General features: G+C 69.9%; 21 protein-coding genes and 1 pseudogene. 15 read left to right on the top strand and 7 right to left on the bottom strand.

The features are described 5' to 3' along the window. Positions 1-164: 164 nt before the first annotated feature. Positions 165-734 carry a hypothetical protein gene (locus ACIRB7_RS17025; protein WP_403598630.1) on the top strand — a complete coding sequence of 190 codons (570 nt, stop codon included), beginning with the start codon at positions 165-167 and terminating at the stop codon, positions 732-734. A 17-nt stretch (positions 735-751) separates the two neighbouring features. Further along, on the top strand, positions 752-1,420 hold the full coding sequence (locus ACIRB7_RS17020) for a hypothetical protein (protein WP_403598628.1): 669 nt from the start codon (positions 752-754) through the stop codon (positions 1,418-1,420). A gap of 28 nt (positions 1,421-1,448) precedes the next feature. On the opposite strand, the gene ACIRB7_RS17015 is transcribed toward ACIRB7_RS17020, so the two are convergent. Continuing rightward, positions 1,449-1,979, bottom strand: a complete 531-nt coding sequence (locus tag ACIRB7_RS17015) for an FtsX-like permease family protein (RefSeq protein ID WP_403598626.1) — start codon at positions 1,977-1,979, stop codon at positions 1,449-1,451. 20 nt (positions 1,980-1,999) lie between these two features. Here ACIRB7_RS17015 and ACIRB7_RS17010 point away from each other — a divergent pair, with 20 nt between their 5' ends. Next, complete coding sequence (locus ACIRB7_RS17010; RefSeq protein ID WP_403598623.1) at positions 2,000-2,125, top strand: hypothetical protein; 126 nt, start codon at positions 2,000-2,002, stop codon at positions 2,123-2,125. 9 nt (positions 2,126-2,134) lie between these two features. Here ACIRB7_RS17010 and ACIRB7_RS17005 read toward each other — a convergent pair whose 3' ends face one another. Further along, positions 2,135-3,019, bottom strand: coding sequence for a LysR family transcriptional regulator (locus tag ACIRB7_RS17005; protein ID WP_403598620.1), 885 nt, complete (start codon positions 3,017-3,019; stop codon positions 2,135-2,137). A 161-nt stretch (positions 3,020-3,180) separates the two neighbouring features. Here ACIRB7_RS17005 and ACIRB7_RS17000 point away from each other — a divergent pair, with 161 nt between their 5' ends. After that, positions 3,181-3,801, top strand: a complete 621-nt coding sequence (locus ACIRB7_RS17000) for a DUF1772 domain-containing protein (RefSeq protein ID WP_403598617.1) — start codon at positions 3,181-3,183, stop codon at positions 3,799-3,801. A gap of 136 nt (positions 3,802-3,937) precedes the next feature. Here the strand turns inward: ACIRB7_RS17000 and ACIRB7_RS16995 are convergent, their stop codons facing one another. Next, complete coding sequence (locus tag ACIRB7_RS16995; protein ID WP_403598614.1) at positions 3,938-4,510, bottom strand: hypothetical protein; 573 nt, start codon at positions 4,508-4,510, stop codon at positions 3,938-3,940. 156 nt (positions 4,511-4,666) lie between these two features. Then, positions 4,667-5,767 carry an Lrp/AsnC family transcriptional regulator gene (locus tag ACIRB7_RS16990; RefSeq protein WP_403598611.1) on the bottom strand — a complete coding sequence of 367 codons (1,101 nt, stop codon included), beginning with the start codon at positions 5,765-5,767 and terminating at the stop codon, positions 4,667-4,669. A gap of 104 nt (positions 5,768-5,871) precedes the next feature. Between ACIRB7_RS16990 and ACIRB7_RS16985 the strand changes: the two genes are divergently transcribed. Next, positions 5,872-7,074 (top strand): M20 family metallopeptidase, encoded by a 1,203-nt coding sequence (locus tag ACIRB7_RS16985; RefSeq protein WP_403598608.1) that lies wholly within the window; start codon positions 5,872-5,874, stop codon positions 7,072-7,074. Beyond that, positions 7,071-8,558: an MFS transporter gene (locus ACIRB7_RS16980; RefSeq protein WP_403598605.1), complete on the top strand. Its 1,488-nt coding sequence runs from the start codon at positions 7,071-7,073 to the stop codon at positions 8,556-8,558. The genes ACIRB7_RS16985 and ACIRB7_RS16980 overlap by 4 nt, the downstream gene beginning before the upstream one ends. A gap of 168 nt (positions 8,559-8,726) precedes the next feature. On the opposite strand, the gene ACIRB7_RS16975 is transcribed toward ACIRB7_RS16980, so the two are convergent. Next, positions 8,727-8,927: a hypothetical protein gene (locus tag ACIRB7_RS16975; protein WP_403598602.1), complete on the bottom strand. Its 201-nt coding sequence runs from the start codon at positions 8,925-8,927 to the stop codon at positions 8,727-8,729. A gap of 427 nt (positions 8,928-9,354) precedes the next feature. On the opposite strand from ACIRB7_RS16975, the gene ACIRB7_RS16970 reads away from it, so the two are divergent. The 6 genes and pseudogenes from ACIRB7_RS16970 to ACIRB7_RS16945 all read left to right on the top strand — a co-directional run bounded on the left by ACIRB7_RS16970 (position 9,355) and on the right by ACIRB7_RS16945 (position 14,209). Further along, a complete protein-coding gene (locus ACIRB7_RS16970; protein ID WP_403598600.1) occupies positions 9,355-9,558 on the top strand; it encodes a cold-shock protein in 204 nt (67 codons plus the stop codon). 340 nt (positions 9,559-9,898) lie between these two features. Continuing rightward, positions 9,899-11,392, top strand: a complete 1,494-nt coding sequence (locus tag ACIRB7_RS16965) for a DEAD/DEAH box helicase (RefSeq protein ID WP_403598597.1) — start codon at positions 9,899-9,901, stop codon at positions 11,390-11,392. 464 nt (positions 11,393-11,856) lie between these two features. Beyond that, positions 11,857-12,128, top strand: a pseudogene (locus tag ACIRB7_RS16960) (SCO5918 family protein). 472 nt (positions 12,129-12,600) lie between these two features. Next, positions 12,601-13,431 carry a hemolysin III family protein gene (locus ACIRB7_RS16955; RefSeq protein WP_403598595.1) on the top strand — a complete coding sequence of 277 codons (831 nt, stop codon included), beginning with the start codon at positions 12,601-12,603 and terminating at the stop codon, positions 13,429-13,431. 219 nt (positions 13,432-13,650) lie between these two features. Beyond that, a complete protein-coding gene (locus ACIRB7_RS16950) occupies positions 13,651-14,007 on the top strand; it encodes a PRC-barrel domain-containing protein (protein WP_403598593.1) in 357 nt (118 codons plus the stop codon). A 34-nt stretch (positions 14,008-14,041) separates the two neighbouring features. Then, the gene (locus ACIRB7_RS16945) at positions 14,042-14,209 is read left to right on the top strand and encodes a hypothetical protein (protein WP_403598590.1); all 168 of its coding nucleotides are present in this window, start codon (positions 14,042-14,044) and stop codon (positions 14,207-14,209) included. Between the two features lie 75 nt (positions 14,210-14,284). Here the strand turns inward: ACIRB7_RS16945 and ACIRB7_RS16940 are convergent, their stop codons facing one another. Continuing rightward, positions 14,285-15,523, bottom strand: a complete 1,239-nt coding sequence (locus ACIRB7_RS16940) for a PP2C family protein-serine/threonine phosphatase (RefSeq protein ID WP_403598587.1) — start codon at positions 15,521-15,523, stop codon at positions 14,285-14,287. A gap of 724 nt (positions 15,524-16,247) precedes the next feature. Between ACIRB7_RS16940 and ACIRB7_RS16935 the strand changes: the two genes are divergently transcribed. The 3 genes from ACIRB7_RS16935 (at position 16,248) to ACIRB7_RS16925 (ending at position 18,090) form a co-directional block, all read left to right on the top strand. Continuing rightward, entirely contained in the window at positions 16,248-16,655 is a 408-nt protein-coding gene (locus ACIRB7_RS16935) for a PRC-barrel domain-containing protein (RefSeq protein WP_403598585.1), read from the top strand. Between the two features lie 74 nt (positions 16,656-16,729). Beyond that, positions 16,730-16,888: a hypothetical protein gene (locus ACIRB7_RS16930; protein WP_403598583.1), complete on the top strand. Its 159-nt coding sequence runs from the start codon at positions 16,730-16,732 to the stop codon at positions 16,886-16,888. A gap of 254 nt (positions 16,889-17,142) precedes the next feature. Beyond that, positions 17,143-18,090 (top strand): DUF3592 domain-containing protein, encoded by a 948-nt coding sequence (locus ACIRB7_RS16925; RefSeq protein ID WP_403598580.1) that lies wholly within the window; start codon positions 17,143-17,145, stop codon positions 18,088-18,090. A gap of 160 nt (positions 18,091-18,250) precedes the next feature. Here the strand turns inward: ACIRB7_RS16925 and ACIRB7_RS16920 are convergent, their stop codons facing one another. Then, complete coding sequence (locus tag ACIRB7_RS16920) at positions 18,251-20,341, bottom strand: SpoIIE family protein phosphatase (protein ID WP_403598577.1); 2,091 nt, start codon at positions 20,339-20,341, stop codon at positions 18,251-18,253. Positions 20,342-20,376: the final 35 nt, after the last annotated feature.

The following is a 20,376-nucleotide window of genomic DNA, read 5'->3' as shown; positions in this document are numbered from 1 at the left end:
GGGCTACTCCCCGCGGAGTAGCCGCACCGCCTTCCGTCGAGGGACGACCGTGGCACCCCCGCGGCGGCATTCTGGCTGTCGCGCAGCGGGGTTCCACGCCCGTACCGCCCACCGGAATTCCACGCGGAAGCCCTTCACCCTTCACTGATGATCCAGGGGATGTCATGCCCACATCAGCAACTGAGTCCCGCGCGGCCTGGCTTCGGGGCGCGGCCTGGCTTCGGGGCGCGGCCCCGCGCCCGCGCGGCGCCGCTGCCCTGCTCACCGCCTCGCTCACCTACGCTGTACTCACCGCCGCGTACGTCGTCACCAACCGCGCCACCCCGCAGCCCGACGCCTCCGGCCGCGACATCCTGAGCCAGTCCGTACGCGAACACGGCACGGCGATCGACCTGGGCGCCTTCCTGCTGCTCGTCGTCGGCGTCCTCCTGGTGCCCGTGGCCGCCACCCTGGCCCGGCTGGTGCGGCGGGGGCAGGGACAGGAACAGGGTGCCGCGGCGGCGACAGGCCTCGCCGGCGGACTGCTGGCCAGTGGCGCTCTGGCCGCCGGCGCCGCGCTCACCTGGACCCTCGGCCGGCTCCCGGAAGACGCACCCGCAGCCCTGGCCCGTGCCCTGGCGGACCTGTCCTTCCTCGCCGGCGGTGTCGGATACGCCGTGTCCTTCGCTCTCCTGGCCACAGGCACCTGCCTGGCAGCCCGCGAGAGCGGGCTCCTGCCGCGCGCCTCCATGTGACGGCGGCCGTCGGCTGGGTGGGAATCGAGGTCGCCCAGCTCATCCTCGCGCTGGTGGGCCTCACCACCGACGACGCCGGAGTCGTCCGCGCGACCCGCGTCGTCATGGAGATCCTCGGCATCGAACTGATCGCCGCCATCGCCTGGACGACCCTGTTGACCGGCCTGCTCCTCGCGGCGGCGACGCAGTGGGGCCTGCTGAAGCACTGCTGGATCGTGACCAAGCTCGTCATCACCGTCGCGTTGATGCTGAACGGCCACTTCTTCCTCCAGCACTGGCTGCGCGAACAGGCAGTAGTGGGGAAGGCCCCTGAATCCCTCAGCCTGCGGCTGGTGATCGTCATGAGCATCGCCCTGGGGCTGCTGGTCACGGCGACGGCACTGTCGATCTACAAGCCCTGGGGCAAGACCCGCCGCACCCCGGCCGGCCGGCGCGGAGCGTACGGGAACGCACAGATGGGTCGGGCGCTGGGCGGAGAGGTTGGCGCTGTCAACGTTGCGGGTCCCGAGCCTGTGGCCCGACCGACACGGACACTGCCCCCCGGCAAGGCCCAACGCGCGCTGCCCCCGTTGCCCGAGGAGAGGCGTACGAAGGCGGCCCCGGGGGATCCCCGGGGCCGCGTGCGTACGTTCGTCGCCCGCTGCGGTCGTTCCTTCCTGTTCTCCTCCTCTTCTCTTTCTCCGTGAGCAGGCAGGACCTTCGTCGGCCGGGTGACTAGGCGGACTGCCTCAGCGTCTTTCCGGTGACCATCACCCCCGCCAGGACGGCCGCGAGCAGGGTGCCGATGATCGCCGCGAGGACGGCTCCGTTGTTCAGGTACAGGCCGACGTCGGACGAGGTGACCTGGGAGAGGCCGGAGGCCGTGCCCGCCAGCGGGGGCAGCGTCACGAGGACACCCAGGCCGGCGCCGACGGCCACCAGCACCGCGGTCTCGCAGGCGGCCAGCCTGAGGAGCTGGCGGACGGTGCCGCCGGCGGACTTCATCACCGCGTAGTCGCGGCGACGCCCGTGGGCCGCCATGGCCATGCTGTTGGCGACGGCGATCACGCTGTAGCCGACGGCGACGGCGATGGCGATGGCGATGGCGATGAGCATGGCGGCCTCGCCGAGGATCATGCGGCGGATCTGGCTCGGTGCGGCGCCGATGGTACGCAGCAGGCCGACCTCCCGGCGGCGCATTCCGGTCGACAGGATCAGCATGGAGGCGACGACGAAGACTGTGGTGAACAGGCCGAGTGCGGCCATGGCGCTGATGAGCTGGTTGCTTGTGGAGGTTCCGTGTCGCTTCGCCTGATCGTGGCATCGGCAACATCTTCTCCGAGTTCGACCTGCCCGTGGCCGCCGAAGGGCACCGGCGGGTGCTGGCGGTGCTCGCCTTCCTGCGGTCCTGACCGGGCCGGTCACAGGGTCAATGGGCCGACGTCACCGGCCACTTCGGCGAGGGCGCGGATCAGGGCGGTGTCGGTGCCGGTGCGCCAGCAGAGCGTCCAGCGACTGAGCGGGGCGTCGTGGATGGGGATGTACGCGATGTCGGGCCGGGCGTAGTAGCGCAGGGCGTGTGCGTGAACGGGGCAGACCGCCTCCCCGCTGGCAACGACGGCGAGCAGCTGCGTGCCGTCGATCACGGCCGGCCCCGTGGTGATCGGCCGTCCGCTGGGGGTGCGGGCGGGGATCAGCGCCTCACGCCAGTAGCCGGGTGTGGCGCCGGTCGGGACGGCCTCGTCGGCGAGGTCCTCGTAGGAGACCGAGTCACGGCCGGCCAGCCGGTGGGTGGAGGACACGCACAACACGACGGGCTCGGTGTAGACGACCGGACCCACGGTGAGGTCCGGTTCCCGGACGGGGAGCCAGGCGAGCAGGACGTCGATGGTGCCGCGCCGCAGGGCGGAGAACGGGTCGTCGTAACCCACGGCGCGGATCTGCACGTTGCAGCCGGGCCGGCGGGATGCGAACGCGTCGAGGACGGGCCGCAGGTCCTCGCTGTTGCTGGACATCATGCCCAGGCGTAGCCCCTCCGTCCCCCCCTTCGCGGTCAGCGCGGCCCGCTCGAGGCTCCGCTGGAGACCACGGTGCACCGGAAGCAGGTCGTCGTAGAGCTGCCGGCCGAGCGGGGTGAGGTGGACGTGGTGGCTGGAGCGGTCGAAGAGCGCGCCGCCTATACGGCGCTCCTGTTTCTTGATCGCCTGACTGACCCGGGCCGGGGAGACGCGCAGCTGCTCGGCGGTCCGGCCGAAATGCAGCTCCTGAGCGAGCGTCAGGAAAATCTCGATGTCCCTGATCTCCACGGTGCCCCCGGTCTCGCCGCCGCTCCTCGGTCGCGTTAACCGCCAGGTTAACGCGGAGTGTGGAAAAGGCCGTTGCGGGGGCTTCCGCCGTGATCGACAGTCGAGCTGTGACGACGTCATGGGTGCGTCGTCGATGCGATCTGGAAACAGGAGGACGCCGTATGAAGCACCTGCAGACCGGTGTGTTGCTCGCCGCCACTCTCTCCACAGGGCTCATGGCCGGGCTGTTCGCCGCCTTCTCCTACGCGGTCATGCCCGGCCTGGCCCGATCATCCGACCACACACTCGTCGAGTCGATGCAGGGCATCAACAAGGCCATCGTCAACCCGGCCTTCATGCTCCCGTTCATGGGCTCGATCCCTCTCCTCGGCCTGGCGGTCGTCCTGGCCTGGCGCGACAACGGCCGCCCCGCGCTGCCCTGGCTGATCGCCGCGCTGGTCCTGTACCTGGTGGCTTTCGTGGTCACCAGCGCCATCAACGTCCCCCTGAACGACCAACTCGCGAGCGTCGGTGATCCCGACGGTGTCAGACATTTGGCAGAGGTCCGCGCGGCCTTCGAGAACAGGTGGGTCGTCTGGAACCACGTCCGTGCCCTGCTGCACACGGCGGCGTTCGCCGGCCTGCTCTGGGCGCTGGTCGTGCACGGCGCGCACCGGTCGCCCGGGAGCGAGAGCATCGGCACACCTCCGCGAACGCCCGTACCGGCGTTCCATGCCGGCCACCCGCAGGCCGACGGTCCCCGGAGGGAGGCACAGCCCCACAACGCCCCCATCGACCGTTGAGCGGCCGATGACTCAGGCCGGCACGGCCGTCGGCCAATGCTTCTGGCTGCTGCTGGAGGGATGGTGAGCCGTCGGGTCTGACCGGCATGGGGGCCGTGGGACATGCGACTGCTTCTACGCGGCTTTGCGTCCGGCGTCACTGTCCGTCGGTGATGTAGTAGTCGTCCTTGAGGTACTCCAGGGTGTAGCTGCCGAGGTCGCTCTCGGTGAAGGTGGCGGAGGACCTGACCGCTTCGAGCGGCATCTCGATCTTGTCGGGGGTGTGCACGACGACGCGCTGTGGATCGACTGTCGCCGTCCGCAGGGCCTTCTTCTGCTCGGGTGAGATCATCTGGAACACGATGACGTACGTCGACGTGCACGGGCCGAACCCCTGGTCCTGTGCCTTCTTCGCGCCCGGCCCGGCCACTTCGCAGACCGTGGCGATGTCCTCGCGCCCAAGGCCGTGGAGGTACTGCTCATACCTATGGATCGCGCGTTCTTTCGTCCTGGGCGCGGGCTGGTCGCCGGTAGGGGCGGCCGACTGCTTCTCGGTGCCGACGGGCGTGGACGGCGCGGCCGACGGCTCTTTCGCCGACGTGGACGTGGACGTGGACGGCAGCGAAGGCTTCGCACCCGCGTCCTCCTTCGCTTTCTCCGGACCGCACGCGCACGCCGCCAGCACCACGCAGGCCGATACCGCCGCGCTCACGATCGTCCGCGTTTTCATCAGATTCCCTCCACCAGCCGACTACACCACTGAAGTTCACGAGGGATCCGGGGGAACGGTTCCCAGCCGGACCAGGAACGATGATGGGGTGGAGCCATCGGTTACAGCTCCGGACGACGCCAAGGCATGCTCGCGAGGTCCGGCCCGACCCCGTGCCTAACGAGTGTCTGCCGGATCTCGCCGGGTGGCGTCGGCCGTGCGGGCGTCCAGTGGGACGCCGCCGATGCGGTAGCCGCGTTCGTCGAGCAGGTGGCCGCTGAGCTTCAGCGGCCAGAGGGCCACGGCTCGGTCGGTGATGTCCAGGCCGGGGGCGCGCTGGGCGAGTCGTACCTCGAAGCGCTGGGCGTCGGCGAGGGACTTCACCCAGGCCACGACGAGGACGTTGTTCCGGCCGGTGAGACCGGCGCACAGTCGTACCTCGCGGGCGCCGGTGACGCCGCGGGAGACGCTTTCCAACTCCGCTGCGGCAGCCCTCCCCCAGAGGATCACGGTGACCGGCCACTCCGACAGGGGGCGGGCGACCTCGCAACGGGGCTGGAGCATGCCGGCGGCGAAGAGCCGGCCGAGTCGGCGACGGACGGTGTCCGGGCTCGTTCCGCAGGCGTCGGCGAGGGCGCGGTAGGTGGCGCGGCCGTTCATGGACAGGGCTCCGACGAGGGCGTGGTCCAGGTCGGTGAGGGGGAAGACGGGGGTGTCGGTGTGGAGAGTGCTGGTGTCGGCGAGGCGGGCGATCTGGGCGCGGTCGAGGGCGCGCAGCCGCCAGCGGCTGCCCTCGGTGTAGACGGTGCTGGCGAGGTGGGTGCGGGTGGCGACGATGCCCTGCATCGCGCCGATGCCGCGAGTCACCCAGTGGGTGAGCGCGGCGAAGTCTGTGGCCATCACCGTGAGCAGGAGGTCGCGGTCTCCGCTGACGTGTTCGACGGCGGTGACGTGGGGCAGCCCGGCGAGGGCCCGGGCGACGGTCAGCAGGCTGCCGCTGGCGCAGTCCACCTCGACGACGGCGAGCAGCCCCTGTCCCGTCGCGGCGAGGGCGGGGGAGGGGGAGCAGCTGATCCAGGCGGCGCCGGCTTCGGTGAGCCGGTGCCAGCGGCGGGCCACGGTGACGGCGTCGAGTCCGAGTACGGCGCCGATCTCGTTCCAGCCGGCGCGTGGGGCGATCTGCAGCGCGTGCACCAGGGCCTGGTCGACGTCGTCGAGTGCCCGTACCGTCCCCTGCGCGGAATTCCGTACCGAGCTGTGGTCGGAATGCTGCGTCATTCGATGTCCCTTGCGCGTTTCCTGCGATTCGGGTCGGTTGGGCGGGCCAGGACTTCAGTCTTGCCCCACCGATGGCCGGAACCGTATCAGGAGGTTGACGCAGCATGTCCGTACTGGAACGCGCCAGGGAACTCCAGCCCGATCTCGTGCGGCTCCGCCGCTCGCTGCACCGCGAGCCGGAGCTCGGCCTCCGGCTGCCGCGTACGCAGGAGAAGGTCCTCGCCGCGCTCGACGGTCTCCCTCTCGAGATCACGCTGGGCCGGGAACTGACCTCGGTCACGGCCGTTCTGCGCGGCGGCCGTCCCGGCGGGGCGGTGCTGCTGCGGGGGGACATGGACGCACTGCCGGTGGACGAGCTGACGGGGGTGGAGTACGCCTCCGAGCTGCCGGGCCGGATGCACGGCTGCGGGCACGACCTGCACACCGCCGGGCTCGTCGGCGCGGCAACGCTGCTCGCGGACCGCCGGGAGAGCCTCCAGGGCGATGTGGTGTTCATGTTCCAGCCGGGCGAGGAGGGGCACAACGGCGCAGGGGCGATGATCGACGAGGGGGTCCTGGGCGCGGCGGGCAAGCCGCTCGACGCGGCCTTCGCCCTGCACGTCTCGGCCAATCGGCTGCCCGGCGGCTGGGTCGCGTCCCGGCCCGGCACGGTCATGACGGCCTCCGACGTCCTGCGGGTGACGGTTCGCGGCGAGGGCGGGCACGGTTCGGCTCCGCACCACGCCAAGGACCCGGTGCCGGCCGTCTGCGAGATGGTGACCGCGCTGCAGAACTGGGTGACGCGCACCTTCGACATCTTCGACCCGGTGGTGGTCACCGTCGGGCGGCTGCACGCCGGTACGCAAGCGAACGTCATCCCGGACACGGCCGAGTTCGAGGCGACCGTACGCAGTTACTCGCAGGCCAACCACGAGCGGCTGGCCGTGGGGCTGCCGCGCCTGGTGCGCGGGATCGCGGACGCGCACGGCCTGGACGTGGACGTGGAGTACAAGATGCAGTATCCGGTCACCGTCAACGAGCCGGCCGCGACGGCGTTCGCGATGGACACGGCGCGCGAGCTGTTCGGTGCGGGCGAGGTGTGGGAGGCACCGCATCCGGCCAGCGGTTCGGAGGACTTCTCCCTCGTACTGAACAAGGTGCCCGGCGCGATGCTGCTGGTCGGCGCGGCGCCCGAAGGCGTGGACGTGGAGAAGGCACCCCAGAACCACTCCCCGCGGGCGGTCTTCGACGACCGGGTGCTCCACCGCCAGGCGGCGCTGCTCAGCGAGCTCGCGGAGCAGCGGCTCGCCGCAGGGGCGTCGGCATGACGGCCCCGCGCGGGACGGAGGGGGTGGCGGCGCCCCGGGTCACCGCCGTAGTCGGCCTGCTCGTCGTCTTCGAGCTGGTCAGCGGCTTCCTCCAGGGCTCGGCACCGGCGCTCGTACCGGCCGTCCAGGACTGGCAGTCCATCAGCGCGTCCCAGGCGCAGTGGTACATGGCGGTGCAGTTCCTCGCGGCCGCCGTCGCGGTGCCCGTGTTCGGGCGGCTCGGAGACCTGTACGGGCACCGTCGGCTCACCCGGATCGCGCTGGTCTGCGTCGCGGCGGGCACCGTCCTGGTGGCCCTCGCACCGAATCTGACGGTGCTGCTGGTGGGCCGTGCCCTGATGGGCCCGCTGGCGGCGCTGCTGCCGCTGGAGATCGGCCTCGTACGGGACCGGCTCGACCTGGAGGGCGGGCGACAGGCGGTCGGGCTGCTTGTCGGCGCGCTCACCCTCGGCTCGCTCCTCGGGCACGCTCTGGTGGGCCCCCTGCTCGCACTCACGGGTGGCGTCCGGCCCACACTCTCGGTCCTCGCCGCGCTCGCGTGCGCCTGCCTGGCCCTGTCGTACTGCGCGATCCCGGAGTCCCGGACCCGTGCACCGGGCCGGATGGACTGGACAGGGGCGCTGCTGCTCGGGCTCTCGCTGCTGCTGTTCCTCGGCACGACGGCGCGCGGTGCGACCTGGGGCTGGACCTCTCCGCTCACCCTGGGCGGCCTCCTGCTCTCCCTGGCCCTGCTCGCCTGGTGGGTCCGGCTCGAACGGGACCGGCCGCACGCCCTGGTCGACGTCCGGGCGGTGGCCCACCGCCAGTCCGCGCCGTACTACGTCTCAGGCTTCCTCTTCGGCGCAGTGATGCTGGGCGGGCAGGCGGTCGGCATCTCGTATCTGGCCGCGTCCACGGCCGACGAGGGGTACGGGTTCGGGCTCACGACCTGGGAGATCAGCGCGTGGGGCACGGTGCCGCATGTGCTGGCCTTCGCCGGGGCGAGCCTCGTCGCCCGGGTGGCGGCCCGCACCGGCTACCGCCGGGTGCTGCTGCTCTCCTTCGCGCTGATGGCGGCGGGGAACGTGGGGCTGATCGTCGCGCACACCGCTCTGCCACTGTTCGCCCTGGCGTCCGCCGTCGCCGGCTTCGGCATGGGCCTGGCCCTGGGCGGCCTGCCCACTCTGATCGTGGAACGCAGCGCCACGGACCGGACGGCGAGTGCGACCGCCGTCTACAACAACCTGAAGACCCTGGGCGGCAGTGTCGCGGGCGCGGGCTCGGCGGTCGTCCTCGGCTCGCTTGTCGTCGGGGGTACGGACGTCCCGGCGCTCTCCGCGTATCTGACGATCTGGGGACTGAGCGCGCTGCTCTGCGTGGGTGCGCTCGTCCTCCAGATGCTGACCGGTCGTGACGTGCATGCTCCGGGTGCGACGGGGGACCTCGGCTCCGGCGCGCGTACGACGGGTGGTACGGCCGTGCCGGGCCCCAGTCGGGTGGTTTGAACGCGACGCTCTGCCGCGGTCCCTCGCCGACCCGAGGCGGCCGCAGACATCGATGAGGGCCACCACGGGTGAGGCCCGGTCGAGCCGGAGGATGTCGATGGGCTTGACGGCGTGCTTGCCGAGCCCATGGCCGGGGCCCGTCACGGTGGCAGGCCCGCCGTGACCACGTCAGGCGCCGCCGCTGATTCCGGGGGCGACGAAGCGCCGGTGCAACGGGAAGAACTGCGGCTCGGGGTCGCTCTGCACGCCCAGTTCGCCCTTGAGCACGGGTGCGACTCTCTCGGCGATGAACCGGGTGAAGTGGTCCTCCGACTCCCAGATGTCCAGGACGTTGAGGCCGTTGGAGACGAACCACGCGGCGTGCAGCACACAGCCGTCCGGAGAGTCTTCTTCCCAACGCACCCTTTCACGCACCGCGTCGTTTGCGGACAGTTGCGAGGTAGGTGCGCCCTGGGAGCCACTGGTGTGGGGCCGGCGACACCAAAAGCTTTCCGAAACGTTGCACTCTGGGTGCATCAATATCTGCGCTGGCGAGGGGAGAGTTTAATCGACCGTGCTGTGAGAGTTATTGAAGCAATGGCCGGAGTGGAAATGTTCGACCCACACGGGCCGTTGCGGCGTGCTACTGTCGATCTCAGTTGCAGTTGTGGTTCCCAAAACTTCAAGTGCCCTCACTAGGCTCCTGTCGGTGGGAGCGCTTTTGTATTTCCGGTCATTTCCGGTCGGGGTAATCATCGCGGCGACACGCGATCCGCGCGGTGCGGATTGCGGTGTACTGCCCCAAAGGAGATTTGACATGGCTGTTGGCATCGTGAAGTGGTTCAATGCGGAAAAGGGCTTCGGCTTCATCGAGCAGGATGGTGGCGGCGCTGACGTGTTCGCCCACTACTCGAACATCGCCGCTCAGGGCTTCCGTGAGCTGCTCGAAGGCCAGAAGGTGTCCTTCGACATCGCGCAGGGCCAGAAGGGCCCGACGGCCGAGAACATCGTTCCGGCCTGACGCAGACTTGTAGCTGGGGCCCGCATCCTTCGGGGTGCGGGCCCCAGCTACATGTATTTCCCGCAGCGGTCGCCCTGTGGGACGACGCGGAGGAATCCGCAGTCTCACCACACGTGGCTCCCCAGCCCTCTTGCAGGGATGCAGGCGATCCTGAAGAGCTGCACCGCAGTCGACGCCCGGATTGCACTCCCCAGCGCGTCACCATCTCAGCACCTGAGCCCGCGTGGATTTCCGCCGGCCGGATGTGCTTTCTTTTGCCATCGGTCCATACTCGTAATTCTCCATGCGGCTCATCGCTGCGGGAATTCCTTGATATGTGCCACATCGAGGAAGGTTCCGCATGAACCGCACACGCACGAACGACCGTTCCGCCCGCACCCGTAATGGCAGTGCCGACGCCGTAAGGGGCGGCAGCCGCTTCGGCTCGCCGGCACCGCGCCGTTCCGGCGGGCCCGCCCGTTCCGGCGGTCACGGCCGCCGTCCCGCCGCGGTGCAGGGTGAGTTCGCGCTCCCCCGGACGATCACCCCCGCGCTGCCCGCCGTCCAGGACTTCGCCGATCTCGACATGCCCGAGCAGCTCCTGGCCGAACTCGGCAAGCAGGGCGTGACCGCACCGTTCCCGATCCAGGGCGCGACGCTACCGAACACGCTTGCGGGCCGTGATGTTCTGGGTCGCGGACGCACCGGCTCCGGCAAGACCCTCGCCTTCGGCCTCGCCCTGCTGGCCCGCACCGCCGGACAGCGTGCCGAACCCCGCCAGCCGCTTGGGCTGATCCTCGTACCGACGCGTGAACTGGCGCAGCAGGTGACCGACGCGCTCACCCCGTACGCCCGCTCCCTCAGGCTCCGGCTGACCACGGTCGTGGGCGGGATGTCCATCGGCAGGCAGGCAGGCGCGCTGCGCGGCGGCGCCGAGATCGTCGTCGCCACCCCGGGCCGACTCAAGGACCTCATCGACCGGGGCGACTGCCGGCTGAACCAGGTGGGCATCACGGTGCTGGACGAGGCCGACCAGATGGCTGACATGGGCTTCATGCCGCAGGTCACCGAGCTGCTCGACCAGGTGCGTCCGGAGGGACAGCGGATGCTGTTCTCCGCCACCCTGGACCGTAACGTCGACCTGCTGGTGCGCCGCTACCTGAACGACCCCGTCGTGCATTCGGTCGACCCGTCGGCCGGTGCGGTCACGACGATGGAGCACCACGTCCTGCACGTCCACGGCGCCGACAAGCACGCCGCCACGACCGAGATCGCCGCCCGCGACGGCCGCGTGATCATGTTCTTGGACACCAAGCATGCCGTCGACCGGCTGACCCAGGACCTGCTCAACAGCGGTGTCCGGGCCGCCGCGCTGCACGGCGGGAAGTCACAGCCGCAGCGCACCCGCACCCTCGCCCAGTTCAAGACCGGGCACGTCACCGTCCTGGTCGCGACGAACGTCGCGGCGCGTGGCATCCACGTCGACAACCTCGACCTCGTCGTCAACGTCGACCCGCCGACCGACCACAAGGACTACCTCCACCGCGGCGGCCGTACCGCCCGCGCCGGCGAGTCCGGCAGCGTCGTCACCCTCGTCACACCGCAGCAGCGCCGCGGCATGGACCGCCTCATGTCGGACGCCGGAATCCGGCCCCAGACCACCCAGATCCGCTCGGGCGACGAGGCCCTGAGCCGGATCACAGGCGCCCAGACCCCGTCCGGCATCCCGGTCGTCATCACCGCACCGGTGGTCGAACGCCCCAAGCGCAACGCCTCCTTCCGAGGCCGACGCCGCCCCTCTTCGGCGACCCGGCGCACCCCCGTACGTCAGTCCGTTTTCGACGCGGCGGCCTAGAACCTACGGGATCTGGAAGCCGACCCATCTCTGCAGGGGCAATCTTTGACGCCGGTTCAGATGCAGCCCCGCCCGGCGAGCGCCGATCCCGTGCAGAGAAGAGTGGTGTCGAGGTCACGGACGCGGCCGGACCGCAGGTCTGTGACGACATGAGCGTCGAGGCGGCGCTGGCCGCCATGACTGCCGCCACACACGGGTCGGCTGGTCGTCAGCGACTCGGACGGTCAGTGCACCGGTCTGGTCACCCAGACGGGCCGCGTCCGCCTGCGTAACACCTCAGCGACCACCGGTCCTTCCAGACCTCCCGTGATCACTGCGGCCGAAGCCGAGCACACGATGCGCTGCCTCCGGCTCGGTGCTCTGCCGATGGTTGCCGAGCAAGGCAGCGTCTTGGGTATCCTCGCCCTCTCCCGAACCGTCTCACCCCAGGTCGGACGGTTGTCCCCTTCTCCCTGTGCAGCCACATGCGCTGCGTCATCGCCCGCTTCCCCTTCGAGCTCACCAAGGGCGGAGTGCTGGAATCGGTGAGGGGTGTCAAGCCCGAATCGAGCACGGCGAAGCCGTGATCATCGGCCGCCGCCTCTACCCCGTCAAGCAAGTCGGCCAGGTCATCACCCGCCAGGACCGCCGTGACTTCAGCGCCGACGAAGTCCTCCCGGCCATGGCTCAGCTGGGCTTCACCTGCCGCAGCCTCCCCACGGCCGCACCCTTTACGCACCTCAGCCTGCTCCAGTGAGCTCCCACGATTCAGCTGTCGTGGTTCAGAAGTGGGTTCTCCTGCAGTGGTGGGGGCAGACAGAGCGGCCAGCAGCCCGAGGAGATGGCCGGTGGCCGGGTAGCCATCGGAGTGGGCAGCTGCGACGCCTGCGATGCCGGCGACGCGCTCCACATCGAGATGGCCGGCTTCGCGGGGCGAAAGCCACGCCCAATTGGCGTTCCAACTGGTGCGCGAGCGTGACGGACACATGGGGGCGGACCTCAGGAAGCATCGGCGATCCTTGCCCGTAGGCGAGCAGAGATGACCGTTCGGGATCCCTGATCGTTCCCATGAGGCGATCTACCGGCTTCGGCAGGCCCAATCGGCGGCAGCATCAACAGGGCTGGAGTTCACATGGTGGCGAACCGGCCGACGCCCGGCGACGTGGCCCCAGGGGTTCTGGACCGACCTCCCATCATGTTGTCGGGGTGAGATCTCCTAGCATGATCACATGGTTGCCAGTGACGCCCAGGAGACCGAGGGAGGCCGGGAAAACGTGCCCCGCGACGCCGCTGAAGTCGAAGGCAGTGACGTCGCCTCAGCGCGTGGAGAACGCCGTGAAGACGGGCTGCCCCGCGGATCACAGGGTGGCGATGCGGGGGAGGAGGCGCGCTCGGTCGCTGCTCTGGTGGAGCGGGCGGCCGACCTGGCCGAACCGATCAAGCCGAGGTTGCGTGGCTGGCTCCATGTCGGAATGGTCCCAGCCGCACTGATCGCAGGCGTCGTACTCATCTGCCTGGCCCGAACCTCGCAAGCGGTCCTGGCCTGCGCCGTGTACTCGGTCACCGCCTGGCTGCTGTTCGCAACGAGCGCCATCTACCACCGCGGGACCTGGGGGCCGCTCGGTGAGGCTCTTCTGCGACGCCTCGACCATGCCAACATCTTCCTGATCATCGCCGGCACCTGTACCCCCCTGGCCGTGCTCCTCCTCCCGCCGGATCAGCGGTCCCTGCTGCTGTGGATCGTGTGGGCGGGCGCATTGGCCGGCATTGCGTTCCGGGTCCTGTGGGTCGGAGCTCCGCGCTGGCTGTACACCCCGTGTTACCTGGCCTTGGGGTGGGCACCGGTGTACTACCTGCCCGACTTCCTGCACACCGGCGGAGCAGCCGTACTCGTCCTGATCGTCGTCGGCGGTCTCCTCTACAGCATGGGCGCGGTCGTCTACGCTCTCCAGCGCCCCGACCCCTCGCCCCGCTGGTTCGGCTTCCACGAGGTGTTCCACGCCCTGACCGTGGCAGCCTTCGCCGCGCACTACATCGCCATTTCCCTGGCCGCGTACTGATCGCGCCGGCGCTCCGCTCGTCACACACGTAGCCGGCGCCAATCCGCGACGGATCGGGCGACCGCCGAGGCACCGCGCCACGCAAGAAAAGCCGTCAGTCTCTCCGGCCTGCAAGTGGGCTGCTCTCCAGGGTGTGACGTCCCGTAGGCAGGTAAGGAGGGAGGAGCGAGAGGGAGACGAGATAGCGGTCTTCAGCCGACTTGTGACAGAGGGGGCCCCGTGTTCGAGGCGGAAGACATCAGGCAGTGGCGCGGCCACAATGTGGTGGATCACGAAGGGCACAAGATCGGCGTCCTGGAGGCGGTCTACGTCGACACGACCACAGACCAGCCCGCTTTCGCGACGCTCACGGTCGGCCTGCCGACCCGCCGCCGACTGGTGTTCGTCCCCCTGGGCGGCGCGATGGTAGGTCCCGATTATCTGAAGGTCGCCTACGACAAGAAGCAGGTCAAGGAAGCGCCCTCGATCGGCACGGACGGCGAACTGCTCGCGGAGGACGAGAAGACGGTCTTCGCGCACTACGCACTCGCCTACCGAACGGGTACGGGCGGCGAACGTCGCCTCGCCCGCCGCTGATGCCCCCCAATTCCCCCACCATGAGGTGACACGGATGGCTCTCTTCCTCCTGCTGGCCATCGTGGCCATCGTGCTCGGCGTCATCGGATTTGTGGCGAAGGGCCTGTTCTACCTGCTGGTCATCGGTGTGGCGGTTCTGGTCGCCGACTTCGTCCTCCTCGGCCTGCGCCTGGGCCGCCGCCGCGGGCGCCTGCCCCGGTGACGTGGTCACCGGGCAGAGCACCCCGCTATGCCCGCCCAAGCGCCGGTGAAGCGGGTTGGCGGAGTAGCCCCCGAGTCATTGCCCAGGAGTGATCCGCCCCGTCCGAGATGAGACGGAGGCGTCGGCGAGGTCGGCGCCGGTGTCGGCGTCCCGCTGCGAGTGGCCGACGCCGTGCCAGTCCAGGCACATGACGGTCGCGTCATCCTGCAGGTGGCCGTCGTTGGCGTCGACGATCGCCGCGATGAGGGTGCGGGCGGCCTCGCGGGGATGCAGCGCGCGGGTGCGCACGATCAGGTCGGACAGATCGAGACTGGTGGCGTTGCGCTCCAGCATGCCGTCGGTCAGCATCACCAGCCGGTCGCCCGGCCGCAGGTCCAGCGACTGGACCCGGTAGGTGTGAGGGACATGGAAGCCGAACGGCATGTCGACCTTCGGAGTGATCTCCCGCACCTGTCCGTTCCGCATCCGCAGCGGCCAGGGGTGCCCGGCGTTGATGAACTCGGTCTTGCCGTCGATCAGGCTGATGCGCAGGAGTTGGCCGGTGACGTAGCCCTCGCGGCCGTGCTCACGCATGGCCTCGTCGGCCTGGCGCGCCTGTTCGGCGAGGTCGGCGCCGGCCCGCCGGGCCCGGCGCAGGGCGCCCACCAGGAGGGTGGCCAGTAGTGCGGCGTCGACATCGTGCCCCATGGCATCGGTGACGGAGAGCTGGACCGTGTCCCGGTCGATCACGTAGTCGAAGGTGTCACCCCCGACGTGGTCGGCCGGCTCCAGCGCCCCGGCCACCGCGAACTGCGCCGCCTCGCACGCCAGCGAAGCCGGGAGCAACCGGTGCTGGATCTCCGCGGCCAGGCTCAGCGGGCTGGTACGGCGGCCCCACTGGTACACGTCGGTGAAGGACCGGTTCGCGATGACGATGTACGCCAGGGCGTGCGCGGTCTCGCCGATCTCCCGCATCGCCTCCGCGTCCGGCGCCGCGGGCAGGAACAGTTCGAGGAGCCCGATGGCGTCCCCGCGGTTGGTCACCGGGGCGACGATCCGCACCAGCGCGCCAACGCCCTTGTCCTCCACGCTCGGCCGCTGGGTGCGGATCACGTCGTCGTACAGGGTGCCCCGCAGCGTGATGCGCCGGGCGGGTTCATCGGTGTCGACGCTGCCCGCCGCCCCCAGCCGCACGACCGAGCCACCGGTGAAGTCGGTGATGAGGAACGACACCGACGCGGCCCCGAGCTGCTCCTTGAGCATGCGCGCGACCACGTCGAGCGACTCCACGGGCGCGGCGGTCTCAGCCGCCGCCAGTGTCCCCGCCAAGGTCATCGACCTGCTCCGGCCCCCCTCGATCTCGGGAATACGATCGGTGGGCCCACCGTCCCCGTCAGGACCGCATGCGGTCACGGTGACTCCTCGCTGCTCGCTGGTGGTCACGGCCCCGGCCCGGGTACGCAAGGGGCCGAGCCCGGTGCCGGGCAGACGTCATTGCACCACAGAGCCCCTGAACGGATGCGTCTGTCGGCCAACCGCGCATCAAATGGTCCGGCTCATGTCGAGCGCTTGTTGCATCAGTACAACACCGGCGTCACGTCCCGCACCGCCGACATGTCGGCCGGGCCGACCAGCCGGCGGGTCACCTTCAAGAACACCTGGAGCTGGAACGATTACTGGGACCGTCGTAGCCTTACGCCGCCACTGCCGACCCCGTGCCCCGCCGGCCGGATCCCGGACGCGACAGGCGTGGAGGCCTTCAACACCGCGTACAGGGCGGCCAAAGAGCAGGGGGCGGTGCTCGTCGCTATCGAGCGGCAGGGCAGGGCCTTCGTCAGCACGTCCAGTGGGGATTGGGGACCGGCTACGTGGCCAAGCCGAGTGGCGTACGCGGCCGCCAGCCGCGCCTCCGCAGGAGGGGGGTCCTGGTGCTCAGGCTTTCGACGGTACGGGTTGCCGGGGCCAGCGGCCACGTGCTAATTCCTGCCCCGCTGGTAGGGGCAGGTGACGGGAGGCAAGCTGAGAAGTGCACCGGGCGGGTGCACCGCCGTGCGAAGGGATGATTCAGAGCGCGGATATCCGTGAGTGGCGTAGCCACGACGTCGTGGACGCGGGCGACCACAAGATCGGCACGCTAGAGGCCGTCTACGTGGACACCACTACCGACGAACCGGCCATGGCCACCGTCCAGGTCGGGCTCCCCGCCCGCCGTCAGCTGGTCTTCGTCCCGCTGGCCGACGCGATCGTGGGGCCGGGCTACGTCAAGGTCGACTATGACAAGTCGCATGTGAAGAAGTGCCCGGCGATCGGCACGGACGACGTCCTGCCCGCCGAGGACGAAGCGCGCCAAGCAGTCCGTCGACCGGCTGGCGGAGAGCGCCGCCACCGTCGCCGGCCGCAGCGGAGCGAACTACGCCCAGCTCGGAGCCGCCTGGGGGGGGCATCAAGCGTCAGTCCGCCCGTCTGAAGCGGCCCCACGCCGTAGTCAAGAAATCCACCAGCGAGTCCATTCCGCTCCACTACGCAGGTGGCACCGCCGTCGTGCACCACGATGCCGATGCCTGGTGGTACACCGCCACCGCCGCAGACCAGCGGGGCAAGGAGTCCGAACCCGTCCACAGCACCTACGCCGAGGCCATCGCGGGAGCGACCGAGTTCCTCCTCGCGCACGCCCTGCCCGGCCGGCAGTCGCCCGCGTGACCCAACGACCCTGCCGCAGACGCCGGGACGGTGGAACCTCCCTTCACGCGGCTCCTTTAAGTCGGTGAAGGCCGAGAGCGGGGCCGAGGAGACACAGGCCCTGGAGCGCGAGGGGTACATTGCCTCGCCTCCGCCATCCCCTCCGGGGACTACCACGGCGCGACCCGCCGTTAGGTTTTGGCTCCTTGAACAGCATCTGTTTCGGTCGAGTTGATCTATCCTGCGACGCGCGATCACGCGAACAGGGGGCGGGGATGAAGCGGTCGGTAGCGAGACGCAAGTACCCGTACGGGCGGAGCGTGTGGACCACGCTCACCGGCTGGGGCATGGTGCTCAGCGCCGCCGGAGCAATCGGGTGCGTGCTGTGGGGCGTCGGACCGTACCCGCCGCTGCACGCCGAGACGGCGATGGTCGCACTGTCCTTGCTCTTCGCCGCCGCCTGGATCATCTCTTCGCTCCGGGCCTCTCGGCGGAAGTCGTACTGGCCGCGGCGTGGCCCCGCGAGTGCCGGCCCGTTCCGCCACACCTCGGTCGACGACGGCGAGTACGGCGGCCGCGCGCTGGTGTGGTTCGTCGCCTTGCTGGTGCCGCTGGCCACCCTGGCCTGCTTCGCCATGGGGCTCATGGTCTCTCCGGAGTACGGACGGGAGACCGCTCGGCTGGACGCGGCCGGATGGGGGGAGCATACGGCGACCGTGGTCCGGCTCGCCGGGGATCCGGTCCGCGGGCAGGACGACCCCGATGGGCCGGTGTATTACGAGACCGACCTCGTCCTGCGGGTCCCCTACGACAACGGGACCCGCGAGGTGACCAAGCGCGCGATGACCACCCGGCACGCTCCGAAGGCGGGCACGACGATCCAGCTGTACTACGCGCCGGGCGACCCTCGCCCGGATTCGCCGGTGCTGACCGATGGCCGTCGCCGGCGGCCGGGCCTGGCCAACCTCAACTTTTACCTCATCCTTGGACTTGTCCTCATCGTTCCGCCGACGGCGATCCTGAAGGGTGCCCTCGAGTGGGACATGACGCCCCGGGTACGGCGGTTCAGACCCGTCGTCCACCTACCGGCTCTCGGGATGCTCGTCCTCGGACTACTCCTGCTGCTGCCGACGGCCCTGGGAGGGGAATCGGCCGGTCCGGCCGCCTTTCTGTCATGCGTCACTCCTGGAGCCGCTCTGGCCTGGGTCTGGCGTACTGCCTGAAATCCTTGAAGGAGGGCCGTGCCAGGACGTGTGCGGGAGAGCCCTCGATCCGAGGTCACGTTGCCATGTCAGCGCGCCCTTATCCGCCAGGAGGCAGACGTGCCGCAGATCCGCAAACGGTCTGGGGCACGCGTCCGATCAGCACCGGTGTCAGCGGGTCTTACCCGCCTTTGCCCGGACGTAGCTTCCCGGTGCGGTGGGCGAGGACGAGCACGGTGTCGTCCGTGGGGGTGGCCGGCAGCAGATGCGCGAGGATGCCGTCCGCCGTCTCCTCCAACGTGCCCGTAGCGCCCGCCATTTCGGAGCGCAGTGCCTCGATGCCCTCGTCGATGTCCTTGCCACGTGCCTCGACGAGACCATCGGTGTAGAGGGCCAGCGTGTCGCCCTCCTTGAGTTCGATCTCGAGTGTGTCGAAGCGGAAGCCGCCGACACCGAGGGGGACCCCCAGCACGTTGTTGATGATTCGCACCGTGCCGTTCGGCTCGCGTAGGAGAGGCGGGGGGTGGCCGGCGTTGGCGATGCGGGCTCGGCCCGTCCCGGGGTCGTAGCTGATGTAGAGGCAGGTGGCCAACTCGATGCCCGCCTCCTGGGCGCAGGCGTCGAGCTCCATGAGGAGGTCGTCGGGTTCCAGGTTCTGGCGGGCCAGGGCCTTGGTGGTGATCCGGAGCCTGCCCATCGCCGCGGCCGCCGGTACGCCGTGTCCCATGACGTCGCCGACCACGAGAGCGACCCGGCCGCCCGGCAGGTCGATCACGTCGTACCAGTCACCTCCCACTTCCGTGAGGTGGCTGCCGGGGAGGTAGCGGTGGGCGATGCGCAGAGAGGGGCTGGTCGCCAGGGCGGTGGGCAGCAGCGCACGCTGGAAGGTGAGCGCGATCTCCTGGACCTGGCTGTAGAGGCGGGCGTTGTCCAGGCACAGGGCGGCGCGAGAGGCGAGTTCGCCGGCCAGACTGAGGTCCTGCTCGGTGAAGACCGGGCGGGCGGCGGAACGGCCGAACATGGCGATCCCCTGGACCGTGCCCCGGGCGATGAGGGGCGCGATGAGGAGGTTGGTCAGGCCGCTCTCGATGAGCAACTGGCTGCGGGCCTGATGGATGACCGTCCGTGTCGTGAACTCCTCGTCAACGGGGACGCGGACGGGCAGGCCCGCCGACACCATCTCGTGGATCGTGGAGCCCGGCGGGTACGTCACGCGCTCCACTCCGCCGACGAGTTCGGGAGCGGGGGGCGGCAGCGTCGTGCCGGATGCGATCCGGCGCGTGACCAGGGGCATGTCCGGGTCGAACACCTCGGGCTCGTCCATCCACTCCACGACCTCCACGACCTCCACGACGGAGGCGTCGGCGAACTCGGGAACAGCCGCTTCGACCAGCTCACGGGCGGTGACGTCCACGTCCAGCGTGGTGCCGATACGGGCTGTGGCCCGGTCCAGCAGAGCCAGCCGCTGCCGCCCGGCCGCCGCCTCCACGATGGCCTGCTCACGGTCGGTGACGTCCACGAGGAGGCCGCCCACTCCCGGCCGCGTATCGCCCGCCTGGCTCAACGGGAAGAAGCTCACCGAGCGCACCTGGTCCCGGTCCGGACGCCCCGGCGTGCGAAGAACGACCAGCGCGCTGACGACGGGCCGTCCCTCGTCGGCGACGGCGCGCAGCATGCGCTGATACGCGCCCCCGTCGGACGAGATCATGAAGTCTTCCATGCGGCGTCCGATGTGGTCTGCGATCGGTATCCCGTCCATGTCGGCGAGGGCCTGGTTGAGGTGTACGTAGCGCTGGTCTTCATCGAGCATGACGAGACCGATGGGGCACGTCTCGAACAGCGCGTCGAGGAAAGCGAGGTTGGTCTTCACACGGTCGAGTTCGTCACCCCTGCTGGCCAGACCGACGATGACGGAGCGGCCTGTGTGGTCCGTCACCGGGAAGACCCGGAATCCGCAGTCGAAGATCGTGCCGTCCTGGTGCAGGGCGGGCATCCTTACCCGCCAGTAGCCGAGGCTGCGGCCGCGTTCCGCGAGTCGCTGGGCCGCGCTGGTCCCGTCCACGGGGGCGGCGGGGAAGAGGGCCGCGGCGGGCTTGGTCAGGACGTCCGTGGCCTTGTATCCGAAGAGCCGCCGCGCGCCGGGTCCCCAGTAGCAGATCCGGTCCTCGTCATCCATCCCCAGCACGGCAACGGCGACGTGCTCCAGCAGGGTTCCCGGCTCCGACCAGAGAGGCCCGGGGCCCTGCTCTTCCCCCGGCGGATTCGGTGACACTCGGCGCCCTTTCCCGCGCACACGGGACAGCCGAG

This window comes from Streptomyces sp. NPDC093795, from assembly GCF_044764665.1.
Lineage (GTDB): Bacteria > Actinomycetota > Actinomycetes > Streptomycetales > Streptomycetaceae > Streptomyces.
Note: the sequence above shows the minus strand (reverse complement) of the source record. Positions and strands in the feature narration are given on the sequence as shown.

Bases quoted from the DNA above. Each gene is read 5' to 3' on its own strand.
- ACIRB7_RS16925 (WP_403598580.1), top strand. From the start codon at position 17,143: ATGAAGCGGTCGGTAGCGAGACGCAAGTACCCGTACGGGCGGAGCGTG.
- ACIRB7_RS16945 (WP_403598590.1), top strand. From the start codon at position 14,042: ATGGCTCTCTTCCTCCTGCTGGCCATCGTGGCCATCGTGCTCGGCGTC.
- ACIRB7_RS16935 (WP_403598585.1), top strand. From the start codon at position 16,248: ATGATTCAGAGCGCGGATATCCGTGAGTGGCGTAGCCACGACGTCGTG.
- ACIRB7_RS16955 (WP_403598595.1), top strand. From the start codon at position 12,601: ATGGTTGCCAGTGACGCCCAGGAGACCGAGGGAGGCCGGGAAAACGTG.
- ACIRB7_RS16970 (WP_403598600.1), top strand. From the start codon at position 9,355: ATGGCTGTTGGCATCGTGAAGTGGTTCAATGCGGAAAAGGGCTTCGGC.
- ACIRB7_RS16965 (WP_403598597.1), top strand. From the start codon at position 9,899: ATGAACCGCACACGCACGAACGACCGTTCCGCCCGCACCCGTAATGGC.
- ACIRB7_RS16940 (WP_403598587.1), bottom strand. From the start codon at position 15,523: ATGACCTTGGCGGGGACACTGGCGGCGGCTGAGACCGCCGCGCCCGTG.
- ACIRB7_RS16990 (WP_403598611.1), bottom strand. From the start codon at position 5,767: ATGACGCAGCATTCCGACCACAGCTCGGTACGGAATTCCGCGCAGGGG.
- ACIRB7_RS16995 (WP_403598614.1), bottom strand. From the start codon at position 4,510: ATGAAAACGCGGACGATCGTGAGCGCGGCGGTATCGGCCTGCGTGGTG.
- ACIRB7_RS16985 (WP_403598608.1), top strand. From the start codon at position 5,872: ATGTCCGTACTGGAACGCGCCAGGGAACTCCAGCCCGATCTCGTGCGG.
- ACIRB7_RS16980 (WP_403598605.1), top strand. From the start codon at position 7,071: ATGACGGCCCCGCGCGGGACGGAGGGGGTGGCGGCGCCCCGGGTCACC.
- ACIRB7_RS17015 (WP_403598626.1), bottom strand. From the start codon at position 1,979: ATGGCCGCACTCGGCCTGTTCACCACAGTCTTCGTCGTCGCCTCCATG.
- ACIRB7_RS17000 (WP_403598617.1), top strand. From the start codon at position 3,181: ATGAAGCACCTGCAGACCGGTGTGTTGCTCGCCGCCACTCTCTCCACA.
- ACIRB7_RS17025 (WP_403598630.1), top strand. From the start codon at position 165: ATGCCCACATCAGCAACTGAGTCCCGCGCGGCCTGGCTTCGGGGCGCG.